The sequence below is a fragment of the Njordella calcicola genome (assembly GCF_056494125.1).
The window spans coordinates 4,708,974-4,721,537 of sequence record NZ_CM151396.1 but is presented as its reverse complement, the minus strand read 5'-3'; the positions used below and the strand labels follow the sequence as shown (position 1 = coordinate 4,721,537).

Sequence of the window (12,564 nt, the reverse complement as noted above, 5' to 3'; positions counted from 1 at the left end):
CTACGAACATGCGGCCTAAAGGCGGTACTACAAACATTCCCACCCCCTTACTCACAGGAGACATATCCAAGTATCGTCCATGGTCCGGCATGCAAAGAAGCTCATCGGACCTGGACTTTAACGGCCGTTGGGCGTTCCATGTAGAAGCTCTTATCAAGTTGCGTTTTTTGGAAATCAACATCAATCGATCCATCGTTATCGTTAGGGATAATCCGATAATGAGCGTGCAACTCTTCGGACCAAATATTCGATTCGATCCCTACGTCGATAAGATCGGTAAATTGCTGCGGCCATCGTTGGTACTTCAGATGGTATTGTTTCGCCGCCACTGCCAGTAGTACTAACCGTCGATTCAACTCAAGATCGATCGCCGACTCGACAATTAATTGCGCAGCCCGTGACGCTAATTTTGATACAGAGTTTGGTTCCTCATAAATCCTTCGGTCCAAGCGTTCTCGCTGCCAACTCCTGACCCGCTTTTGAACATCACCAAGCGGGCCTTGCGCTATCTCCAGAATATCGGCGAGGTGTTGATAACCAGCAGCCTGCACCGATGGAATCCTGTCAGCCCATTGCTTCCCTGATTCACTCGCACTGTACAGTTCGCCAAGTGTCGCTCGTTGCAGTCTGTCGCTATAGTTAATCTCAACTAGGTACCGCTCTCGGATATCGTGAAGTTGATCCTCGGTCCACACATCCTCGTTCATTGAACGCTTGATATGGTCGTACAGCCATTGACGCTCACTCAAAAAAATCGATGTGCATAACGTATTCAATTGCCAGTCAAAGGCAGTGGTGACTCGATCGATCTGAGTAAGCGTCGCCATGGCGCGATTGGCGTCCCGGTCTCTAACGGCGGTATCAAACGCCAGATGCAGGAGTCGCAGTAGCTGCCGTCGAGAACTAGCGTATTGCCAAGTCGCATCTTTTTGGAAAACGTCTTGGTCTAAGCGAACGGGCGACTCCGGTAGCTTCAATGATGGCAGCCGACGCAACACTGGCTCAAGAATCTCCGCGAGTTCAATGTCGTGTCGAAGCTTGCTACTTGCTTGACGGAGTTCATACTCCTCCGACGATTGGGATTGCGGTCGCAGTTCGCGCAGCGATTCCGTGCCGCGGATATCTGTGCCAATCGAAGCAAACTGATATACCTCGGTTAAATCGAACGCTTGCGAGTTCGCCTGATGATAGCCCCATCGTTCTTCCAGACTCATAGGATAGCCCAGCGCCTTCAAATCGCCTTTCAGTTTTTGCACATGGCGATGAGCCGCAAACTCGCGAACAGCTACCCCGACGCCCAATAACACGAAAGCGCCGATGGTCGCATAAAGCAGTCGCGCTGGCCATCGAACACGCGTTCTCTGGTCATTAGTTTGATTTGTCATCACTCAACTCCCGTCGTGCAAAATGATCCGCAAGTTGTTCCCAGTGGCCGTTCCATAGCAGTAAATTGGGAAGCGCATCTGCCTCACTGGCCGAATTAAGCTCTGAGATGGAAGCGTCAGTGTAGGACTTGAATAAAATCGGCCATTGTCGATCGAACGCATCATGCAGGCGTTGGCGGTCTTCGAAAGTTATATTCGTCGGAGATTCGGTAGTGACCTTCCACAGTTCGCTGGTGAGTCGATCACCGCGATTCCGAATCCTCAACTCCTTCACGTACAGACCAAACGGAACTTTGGGCTTTGGCTGGTCGTCGTTCGGTTCCAAGTCGTATCCGCCCAGGTACACTCGAAATCCTCGTGCGAGATCTCGTCGATATTCTCGCCAGCTCAGCGCGACCGCTTTCTTTCTGGCTTCAACGCGATATTCATGATCGGTGAATACCCGATAAGCAGCTTGGCGGTTCGCACTGTTCAACAACTCGACCCTGCCTTCTTGATGCATTTCGTCCAAGAGACTCACGGAAATCCGGTCCGCTGAATCCTGCATACTGATCGTTGGGTTCAAGCGGAGTCTTGCAAGTATATCCAACTGCAATCCAATCAAGCGATTGTAAGAAGCCGCTTCATCGTCTGCGGCTACCGTATCATTGGCTGCCTTGAGGTCCAGCCAGCGAAGTCTGCTTATCGTCGCTAAACTTAAAAGATGGCGATTGTTCCAATGACTCCAGGATACTGGTCCAGTCGAGTTCTTCAAAGTGCCTTCGACGTAATCAATATTTTGCTGTATCAACTCACTTAATGATTTAGGTCGAGTGGATTTTGATTTATCGAGTTCATAGATTGGAAACGGCTTGTAAGAGAGATTCACGATACCAGCGCTTCCTGTATGTAAATGCAAGTTGGGCCACTGATCAACGACTTTTTGCAATTCTGCCTGAGTAGAACGGTCCAAACGGAACAGTGTCATATAGGACCACCACAAAGGCGTAAGTGGAGCTAGTAACCACACGCCGAAAATGGTCGCATGCACTAGCATTTGCCGAATGCCGATGCGTTGTTCCATCCAACGCTGCAGCGTCCATCGAGTTGCAATGAATGGCAGAAATCCGACAGCAATCAATAACCAGACCGGAGCTGCGGCATACTTGTAAGCCGTTAACCCATACAAGACTGCGAACGCCACAAAGAAAAGCGAAAGAAGCGTTGCTAACACCGGTGAGCGTACGAGGTTGCCAGTCCACTGCGCCGCTCCAAATCCCAACCAACCACCGCAAAACAGAAGGGTAAGTAAGAACCAACTGGTTGAATGCGAAATGCTACTTCTTCCCAGCCTTTCAGCCACATAGATCGCGATTAATCCAACGATCGACACCAGCACGACCGTAATCACTGGAATCAAAATCCGAGTGGAATAATATTGGGCGGCTGATACACCACGCTCACACAGAAATCGAATTCGCTGCTTGGTGGAATCGGACTGAAACGTCCAACATCCAAGCAATCCGATGAAAAAGATGACAAGCGGCGAAACTGAAATAAAGAACTCGATGAAATGATCAGACCGTTCCAGTGACTGAAAGGGCCCAAAAAAATCATTGAATCCACTAATGAAGTACGCTAGCAAGACGACGCTACCGACAACCATCAGCCAGCCGTTTTGTCGAATATGCAGCCATATTAACGCCGTCGTTGGGCTCATCACCGATTTTCGACTGAGCAACTGCAAGCGGCCTGCAAGCCGGCTTGTGATTGCATCAAAAGAAAATTCCGCGTTCCGTCGTGAGGCGACTTCGGGTTGCAATGCGAATACTGATTGGCGACGGAGGAACCATGCAACGGCAACAATATATGCGATCTGCGTTAAAACCAAAACAGAAACCGGCGCGTAGTCCTTCGGCAGGGCAGGATCGGCCCACCGAATCATCATGACGATCCAATTGATCGTCAGCGAAGGGAGCAAGGAAACGGCGAGTAAGGACAGAATCGCCGTCCATGCCGACGGCATTCTCCACGCAAGTGCCATTCCCGCGAGCAACAGAAAGCAAGAATGGAAAATGGAATACAGAAGTGGCTGCCCAAACAAATAGTCGCGGCCTTGCATAGCAAATGGGGCTTGGCCAAAAAGAATTTGAACGTCGTGGCTCTCAAGCACCGGACCAATGAATACACCACTGATTAACCATGACCCAAGCAACCCTGTAACTGCAATCGCGAGCTTTGTGTTGACAAGCTCTTGGGATGCAATTGGCATCGATCTATTCCATTGTAACGTACGCTGATCCTTTTCCATCGAAATCAAGATTGGGCCCACACCGACCGCATACAGTAAGGGGACACCGACAAAGATTAAAGTTGCATATCCACGGTCAGCCCCGGGCATTAAAAGAAGCGACAGCAGCACCAAGCCGACTAGCGAAACAATCAACGGCGCGATTAAGCGAAACTCTTTCCATGCTAGACGTCGAATCGAAGGGGAGAAGTTCATAGCGTGCTTGCCTGTATTTGCTGATTTTCAGTGCCACCGATTTCAATTCTGTTGCTTGACTGCCATTCCTACGCAACTTCCATTCTGGAGCCATCTTCTGGCGGCGTCGAATTCCACTCGCTCGCTTTACCACGCGTACAAGCCACAAACAATTCGTCTAACGTTGCGGGTCGCATGCGTACCGAACTCACCACATTCATCTGGCTGATTGCTTGGCGTTGCTCTTCTGCGAAATTGTAAAGAATGAATTGCCGCTGACGCCCGTCCGCTTTCTCGCTGAGCACTTCCGTCGGACGCTCCAGAGGCGGCAGCGCGGCCAGCGGGTCATGCATCGTCACCGTTAGCTCGAAGACAGAATCTCGCAAGTTGGACAAACTGTCATGCACACGAAACTTGCCTTCATGCAGAATCGCAATCTCATCGGCCACACGTTCGATTTCCGAGATATGATGGCTTGACAAAAACACCGTGCGACCAGCGGCGACTCGATCCAGCATGCTTTCCAAAAATTCACGTCGCACCAACGGGTCCAGCCCACTGGTCGGTTCATCCAAGATCAGCAATTCAGGATCATGCGCCAAAGCAAGAGATAACGAGACCTTCGCACGTTGGCCTTTACTCAAGTGTTTAATCTTTCGAGCCACTGGCAATTCAAATCGAGCGACCGATTCGCGATAACGCTCTAGGAAACCATCTGGATAGAACGAAGCCGCAAACCAACCGACTTCATCGACCTTCATCCACTCGTAGAACGCTGGCGCATCGGAGACATATCCGACGCGTCGACGAATATCAATCGCTTGCGTGAGCGGATCTAGCCCAAGCACTCGAGTTTGCCCCGCCGTCGGTTCTAAGAATCCCATCAAGCAGCGAATCAAAGTTGTCTTGCCCGCACCGTTCTCACCCAAAAGGGCAAACACGGTACCTTTTGGAATTGTCAAATTGATACCACTGAGCGGTTCGCAATCTCGAAAGCGGGCCGTCAAATCCTTGACTTCAATCACATGGTCGGCTCGTAATGATACTTCCGAAGAGATCTGATCGTGCATGATAGCTCCTGCGCTTAAAGGCCATCTTGAGAAGAGGAAACGGTCGCTACACTAGGCAGTAAAGCGGCCAGTTGTTCATTCACCAGAGTTCGGATCGCGCGTTCGCTGAGCCCAGCGTGGATGGCTTCGGTGAGCACTGCTCGCAGGCGGTCCGTGATGATGTCGCGCCTGGCCGACTTGCAATGCTCAACAGCGGTATCGGTAACTGCAAGCCCCCGGCCCCGCAGCGATTCCGCAATCCCGTCGGCTTGAAGTTGCTGATAAGCTCGCGCGATGGTATTGGGGTTGATCGTCAATTGCTGGCTGAGCACCCGCACGCTGGGCAGCAATTGTCCAGCGCGCAACGTCCCGTCCGCCACTGCAAATTTCACTTGACGCACGATCTGGTCATAGATCGCGACGCCGTTATTTGGATCAATTGAGAAAAACATGCTTGCCCTCCGAACTAGTGTTCTATGTAGATAGTACGCTAGTGGTCCAGTAGGGTCAAGGATGATTTTAGAAGGCATGAAGATTTTTCCGCGCCGCCTCGTGAGCCGACAGCAGAGTAGCAGGCACACTCCGTGCGCCGTCAGCTCTTTTCACCCTCCCGCGGGAGGGGCGTTCCCTGTTCGTAATCCCGCCTTTCGGCGGAAGCGACTGCGAAAAACTTAGATGAATTCCGCCTGAAGGCGGTACTACAAACATTCGGCCTGAAGGCGGTACTACGAACATGCGGCCTGAAGGCGGTACTACGAACTTTGACTATCGCTTGAGCGGCACGACGTTGATCAAACCGTCGTGCACGGCTTGTTGATAGCCAGCTTGATAACCGGCGACGATCTGAGCTTCGTCGGCCCGCAGATCATGCCTTTGTGGACCCCAGACCGCGGGGTAGTTCGGCGGCGGTAACTGGTTGACCGAGGTGGCTGCACATTGATAGCCACGATAGTAGCCTTTGGCCCAATCGCTCATGCATTTTTCGCGGTGGACCGGATTTGCAGGCTGCCCCATCTGAGCGAGATGCCAATCGGCACGGTCCTCGATCGCGCGTGCCCACAAATTGCTGTGCGTTTTGGAAGGCAATTGGACGCGACAACCGCTGCCCAAGCCGACGGTGGCAGCAAGCAGCAAAGCCGCATGGACGGTTGTCGATAAATTGTGATTGGCGAGCATGCGTTCCAAAGTAATTCCGAAGGGGCGGCTGCGTATGTGAGGAAACCAGTGGTCTCCCTTTTGGATTCGACTTTTATGATGGACCTGGGTCAATGTCGCTGCCAGAACTCAGCATGAAATGAATTGTGCGACCGTTACGTGCGACAAGACCGTTGCAATTGGTACTTCGTCAAACCATTCCAGCGATTTCTTTCGCGATCGGGTCGCAAAGTCGCTTAACGATAAGCTACGGTTCAAAGCTCGGTGGTGCGCCCACTGCAAGGACTGCTGAGCTGCTCTAATGGATATCTTCGACAAATGGGAAGTTGAAAGGGGCCAATCGCTCACATGGCTCGCCGGCATGACGTCAATTCGACCGCGGATGGCTTCGCGTTGCATTCTGCAACACGTTGGTTGCTGCGCCGGTTGTTGATGTCGGCCAAGCTTCCCTCGAACACAACTGGCCTGCTGCTGCTGGCAATTGCCGTGATCGCTGCTAGTACCGGCTGTTCGACATGTCGCTTACCAGCCATTGATCCTACGGGCAGTTGCATCCTGTCGGGCGGTTCTACTCAGTTGACGCTACCGGGAATTCACGCAAGTCCGACCAACGTCGGCATCATTCCAACGCCTGGCTACCGCGAGCCCCCTCCGCCTCCGGCTTGTTTGGCCGGGCCTTCGATCGCTCCAACGGCTCGCCCCGCTGGGCATAAACTGCTAGCAGGCCATCATAACAAGCTGGATGATCGCGGACGCTGTGGTCAATTGCTACTTTCGCCAACTCGCATCGTGGCACCTGTCAACGGCGATGTCGTTCTGTTGAGCGGGATTTGCGGCGAAGACGGTTATCTGGTTGGCGGTGAAACGATCGAATGGATGATTGCACCCGATAGCGTCGGGCATATCTTGGAAGTTGGCGACGACGGCTCAACAAACTCTCGCAGTTTCTTCAGCCACTCCAAGCCAGTCAGTTCTGTGCAGAAGTTGGGGATTGATTTTGCGCGTGGCGTCACAGCCATGAACGAACGCGTGCTCACTCGCGGCTCTCAGAAGTTGACCGATGATTTGGTGATCAAGAAAGGGCAAACATGGATTTCGCTGACCAGTCCCACCGAGGGTATTACTCGCATCACCGCCTTGGCCCCGGATGCAGAAGTTTGGGACAAGCGACGTCAAACGGCGACCATCTATTGGGTAGACGCGCGCTGGCAGTTCCCGCCTCCGGCATCCAACGTGGGCAACGCTCCGGTGCAACTCATCACGCGCGTCACACGCTCGGAGGGATTCGCGCCGGCCTCAGGTTGGACTGTTCGCTACACCAGCTTGGATCCGAATTTGGCGCTCTTTGCACGGACTGGTGGGCCCGTCGATGAAGTCACCGTCGACGAGTATGGCAATGCGGCCACGCAAGTCAACAATGTCACGGGCCGTTCTGGAACAGCTCTGATTGGCATCGAAATTATTCGGCCCGCTCAGGCCTCTGAGAATATGCCAAAACTGACGTTGGGAACTGGGCAAGCGGTCGTGTCGTGGACGCAAGCAGAACTGTTGCTACAAGCTTTAGGTCCCCAGGCTGGTGCCGTCAATCAAGTGCTCAGCTATACCGCCAGCCTATCAAACCTGGGAGATTTGGCGGCAGAAAACACTCGGCTATCCATGCCGATTCCCAGTGGCATGCGAGTTGTCGGAGCGAACCCGCCGCCAAGCCAGCAGACGACAGCCGCGCTCGCTTGGGATATCGGACAATTGCCCGCCAAGCGGCGATTGGATATCAGCATTGATTTGCAACCGACCGCAGAAAGCGATTATCGTATCCAGTTCGATGCGACCAGTTCATCCGGTGCCGCTCAGCAACAGACGGTTGCGACGCTGGTTTCCAGCCCTCGCGTTTCGTTGCGATTCACTCCCGCCCGAGGGTCCGAACAAATCGAAGTGGGTTCTCTGCTGCAAACCGACTTGATTGTCACCAACGAAGGCCGCACGTCGCTCAATAACATCGCGATCACGGTGGAATCGGATGCTGGCCTGCAAAGCATCAATCAAGAGGCAAACTTAGTTCGCCGTATTGTTTCCTATCTTGGGCCAGGCGAAAGCCGAACGCTGAATCCCGCCTTCATCGCAAGGCAAACTGGTCGTTTGAATGCCACGGCGATCGCGACGATCAACGAAGCTGAATTGACGCGTCAATCGATGTCGGTTGAAGTGATCGCGGCCGCGCCGAAGGAGCCTCGGTTATCGCTGCAATTCAAAACGGAAACAGGTACCGAAGACATCAACGCGTCCGCTCCCGCACGGATTGGATTACTGTTGACCAACACTGGCCAGATCCCGCTGCGCAACATTCAAGCGACAATCGCTTATTCAAACTCGTTGCAGCCAACCTCCGCTTCGGAAGGCTACAGTTTGCAGGAATCGCTGCGTCAGATAAGCTGGCAGCTACCTGCTTTGGAAGTTGGCGAATCGGCCACCATTCAAGCGATCTTTGTGTACAACGGCACAGAGCCAAGTCCGCAATTGACGGGAACGGCTATTAGTGCACCGCAGGTCCGCGCTGATGCCGTATTGAACTTACGACCCGCTGGGACTGCTGCTGGGGGGGGAAGCATCTTGCCGCCTGATAACGTACTGCCGCCCGGCAGTGCATTACCGCCGACCAAAGCGCTGCCCCCAAGCAATGGCGGTGGCAGCGTGTTGCCACCAGGGGGGGGCAGCAGCGGTGTTCCAGCAGGATTGACGCTCGATTTACAACCAGTGCGAACTCAAGTAGCGACTGGAGCAATCTCGCGTTATCAACTGACACTAAGAAACAATCGCGCATCGGCAGATCAGAATGTTCAGTTGATTTTGCAATTGCAAGCGGGCTTGGAGTTGCAGAGCGTAACGACGACCGATGGCCGAAGTATCCCCGTGACGTACGCTTCGGACGGCAGTTCAGCGACGTTTGAGACGATTCGTTATATGGCAGCCAACGAAACGATTCAGTATTACTTGAATGTTGCGCATCGTCTGCCAGGCCAGTGGAACATGCGAGCACTTGGCCGCAGCACCTTGAGTCCTCAGGGCGTAGAATCTGCGAGCAGCGTGACCGTCGGGCAGTAGTAGGCACACTCCGCTGGGCCGTAACAAGTAACGCGTCTGCGGACGGCACACGGAGTGTGCCTGCTGCTCTGCGGACGGCACACGGAGAGTGCCTGCTACTCTGTTGCCCCTAACTGGAGATCGCTTGAGACTGACGTGTTAGCAACTGGTCTACTTCATTGGAAACGATGACACCGTAATTGATCGCACCCAACCATCCTGACATGATGATGCCAACGCTGCCCGCATGGTATAGCCCTTTGACTTGATCGGGTAGTGCGCGCGATACAGCCAAGCCTTCGAATTTCGTTCCGAAACTCGCGCCCAAATTATGCATGGTGTAATGATTAAACGTCTTGGGCGTCGCGGCCTCCACATGATCGATCTTGTCGCGACAATTGGGGACATATTTTTCAAGAGCATCCAGCGTTGTTTCGATCAGCTCCCGCTTACTCTCGGCATACTCTTCCTCGGACAAATGAGCCCAATCGTCCCAGTTCGCATTGGTGCTGCTAACGATCGCATATCGCGACTTGCCATGCGGACGAGTTCGTGGGTAATAGAAGCTGAATGTCCGCGATGTGATATTGCGGCTAAGCAACAAGTCGGTGCGGAAGGCGTGAGCGGTTGAACAGAACAACAAGTCGCCGGTGGATTCATCGACCGTCTCGCCTTCTTTGAGCCCCATGTAGACTTGGGTGCTGGAATTGTTCAGCCGCACGGCTCGCGCGTCGGCAACAAATTGAGGATCAAACGCGTCGGGGCCAACCAGTTTTTCAATCGTCAATCGCAAGTTGGCGTTGCTGACAACCGCGCCGCAAGGAATCCGACGTTGCCCAACCCACACCGCTTGCACGCTGCCGTCGTTGACTTCGATTTTCGACGCTGGCGAGTTGATGCAGACATCCACGCCGTTGGACTTCAGTTCGCGATGCATACGGGTGACCAAATCGTCGGTGCCACCTTCGTAAATAAAGACACCTTTGGCCATGAAGTTCGAAAAGACGATGCCGTAGGTGATCGCGGGATCTTCCAGCGTAGAACCGTTTGCATAAGTGATCGGTTCCATCAGCAGTCGGACAATGTCTTCGCGACCGGGAAAGAACTTCTCAAACAATTCCCCGGTGGTCATCTTTTGGTCGTCATAAAAATTCATGCCGCGCGCCAGATCAAAAAACGCTTGTACCGTCGCTTCCTGGACGCCAAATCGCGTTGTCAGCAAACGAGTAAAATCTTCGCGATTAAAAGTCGTCGTCAGCGAAAACATTGGGTTGTCAAAGCGGATGTTTTGCAACTGGACGATGCGGCTGGAAATGTCGTCCCCCCAGTAACGTCGGCAGCTTTTCAGCATTCCGAACGGGAAACCGTGCAACGAGATGTCAAAGATGTGGCCGCCTGGACGCCGGAACCATGTGGCCAGTCCGCCCAATTTGTAGTGCTGCTCCAGCAGCAACACGCGGTGGCCGGCTCGCCCCAGAATGTTGGCTGACGTCATGCCGGCCAATCCGCTGCCGATCACGATACAGTCGTAGTAGTCCTTGATTCCGGCCAAAAAATCCTTGGGCATAGCGGTGCGGTCGATTAAAAGAGAGAAAAACGGGTAAGATTCGGCGGTAATCCATTGTGCAAAACACCGCCACAAAGTTCATGTTTTAGACGGCTAGTTGTTGTTTCACAACGCCCAAAACGTCACAATACAAGTATAGTGCAGTGCATACCTCCGGTTGCGTTGAAACAGTCAACGCACTCAACACTAACCATTTAGCCCTCGCTCATTGCGTGCAAAAATGAACAGACAATCACTCCAAAGCCTATTTCGTCCGTGGCGCTGCGTCGCCTTCGGGCTTGCAGGATCCTTGATCGTTGGCTTTTCCACATCAACTATTCCGGCCCAGGAAACTGACGCTAGTCCTACGCCGCAGGCTGTGGAAACGGCGGCCGGTAAAGAGCAAGCTGCGTACGAGAAGGCGTTCTCCGAATTGCTCAACAATTCTGCGCTCGTTGGTAATTTCACCATCGACGGGCGACCTTCCAGCGACAGCAAACCTGAACGCTATGAGATCCGCAGCGTATCCAAATTAGATGACGGCGAACTGTGGGGCATGTCGACGCGGATCAAGTATGGCGATCACGACGTGACGGTCCCGATTGCGGTGGCTGTTAAGTTCGCAGGTTCTACGCCCATGATTACATTAGACGAACTTTTTATTCCAGGCCTGGGGACATTTTCGGCTCGAGTCCTTTTTCACGGCAATCGCTACGCAGGAACTTGGCAACACGGGGATAAGGGCGGCCATATGTTTGGCTATGTCGAACGCATCGCGGAAGAATCACCTGAGGGCAAGACATCCGACCAGCAGCCATAAACGCGATTTTAGTCCCCGAATAAAGAGGCCTGGGGCCACAAGTGCATGGTAGCCCTTGGTGCCACTTTGCTATAGCACCCAGCCCCTTATTGAAACAAACTTTGTTATTGGCATTTATTACTTACACTACCTCACCATGAAACTACCACTTCGAATGATTCGACATTTATTTGTGACGTTGTTTTTAGCCGGCGTGGCTTGTTCCTCGATCGTCCAGGCCAACGAGCAGGAAATCAAAGCCGCCATCGCTGCCTATGTGGACGCCTTCAACAATCAAGACCTTCAAAAGTTGTCCGCGATGTGGGCTGAAAAAGCTGTTCACATCGATTTAGGGTTGAACCAAATAACCGAAGGTCGGGCAGCCATTGAAGAAGATTTGAAGGCTGCTTTTGAAGCGAACTCCAGCAGTCGCATCTCCGGTTCGCTGGAGCACGTCATGATGGTCCGCGACGATGTAGCCACCATTAGCGGACAAGTAGTCGTTAGCAACGCTGTCAGTGCTCCCAGCGTCGGACACTTTAACGCTCTGCTAATCAAAGAGAAGGGGCAATGGGTCATCCAGAAGATGGAAGAATCGCCATCGATCCAAGCTGCAGACGCCAAATCCGCGCTGAATAAGCTGAGTTGGCTGATAGGAACTTGGGAAGATGCCTCCAGCGAACCGCCGGTAAGGTCCGCGGTGAACTGGTCCACCAGCGAAACATTTTTGGTACGCACGACAGAAACGGTCAACGACGCAGGCGATGCAGAACGCAGCACGCAGATCATTGGCTGGGACCCTCGTATCGGTCAAATCCGTTCATGGACATTCCATGCCGATGGTTCATTCGGCGAAGGCCTCTGGGCCGAACAAGGCGACGGATGGTTGATCGGCTCCAGTCAAGTCCTGGTCAATGGCAGTGAAGCGACCGGCACCTATATCATGAAGAAGGTCAGCGGAAATAGCTTTAGCATTCAACTGGTTGGACGCGAGATCGATGGCCAACCACAACCCTCGACCGATGCAGTAACAGTAAACCGAGTTTTGGCAGAACAAGCGGCTGCACCGGAAATTAACCAATAAGGTC

9 protein-coding genes are annotated in these 12,564 nt (G+C 53.1%); 3 read left to right on the top strand and 6 right to left on the bottom strand.

Translation table 11 applies throughout. The annotated features are described in order from the left end of the window. Positions 1 to 101: 101 nt before the first annotated feature. The 5 genes from SH302x_RS18115 to SH302x_RS18095 form a co-directional block, all read right to left on the bottom strand. On the bottom strand, positions 102 to 1,385 hold the full coding sequence (locus tag SH302x_RS18115; protein WP_479363889.1) for a hypothetical protein: 1,284 nt from the start codon (positions 1,383 to 1,385) through the stop codon (positions 102 to 104). Beyond that, positions 1,369 to 3,870: an ABC transporter permease gene (locus SH302x_RS18110; RefSeq protein ID WP_479363887.1), complete on the bottom strand. Its 2,502-nt coding sequence runs from the start codon at positions 3,868 to 3,870 to the stop codon at positions 1,369 to 1,371. Before SH302x_RS18110 ends, SH302x_RS18115 begins: the two co-directional genes overlap by 17 nt. A 68-nt stretch (positions 3,871 to 3,938) precedes the next feature. After that, a complete protein-coding gene (locus tag SH302x_RS18105; RefSeq protein WP_479363886.1) occupies positions 3,939 to 4,919 on the bottom strand; it encodes an ABC transporter ATP-binding protein in 981 nt (326 codons plus the stop codon). Between the two features lie 14 nt (positions 4,920 to 4,933). Next, on the bottom strand, positions 4,934 to 5,350 hold the full coding sequence (locus SH302x_RS18100) for a GntR family transcriptional regulator (protein WP_479363885.1): 417 nt from the start codon (positions 5,348 to 5,350) through the stop codon (positions 4,934 to 4,936). Between the two features lie 313 nt (positions 5,351 to 5,663). Next, a complete protein-coding gene (locus SH302x_RS18095) occupies positions 5,664 to 6,074 on the bottom strand; it encodes a hypothetical protein (RefSeq protein ID WP_479363884.1) in 411 nt (136 codons plus the stop codon). A 327-nt stretch (positions 6,075 to 6,401) separates the two neighbouring features. Between SH302x_RS18095 and SH302x_RS18090 the strand changes: the two genes are divergently transcribed. Continuing rightward, entirely contained in the window at positions 6,402 to 9,152 is a 2,751-nt protein-coding gene (locus tag SH302x_RS18090; RefSeq protein ID WP_479363883.1) for a COG1361 family protein, read from the top strand. 109 nt (positions 9,153 to 9,261) lie between these two features. On the opposite strand, the gene SH302x_RS18085 is transcribed toward SH302x_RS18090, so the two are convergent. Next, positions 9,262 to 10,698: a phytoene desaturase family protein gene (locus SH302x_RS18085; protein WP_479363881.1), complete on the bottom strand. Its 1,437-nt coding sequence runs from the start codon at positions 10,696 to 10,698 to the stop codon at positions 9,262 to 9,264. A 220-nt stretch (positions 10,699 to 10,918) separates the two neighbouring features. Here SH302x_RS18085 and SH302x_RS18080 point away from each other — a divergent pair, with 220 nt between their 5' ends. Beyond that, positions 10,919 to 11,497, top strand: a complete 579-nt coding sequence (locus tag SH302x_RS18080; protein ID WP_479363880.1) for a hypothetical protein — start codon at positions 10,919 to 10,921, stop codon at positions 11,495 to 11,497. A gap of 136 nt (positions 11,498 to 11,633) precedes the next feature. Continuing rightward, positions 11,634 to 12,560 carry a YybH family protein gene (locus tag SH302x_RS18075; protein ID WP_479363879.1) on the top strand — a complete coding sequence of 309 codons (927 nt, stop codon included), beginning with the start codon at positions 11,634 to 11,636 and terminating at the stop codon, positions 12,558 to 12,560. Positions 12,561 to 12,564: the final 4 nt, after the last annotated feature.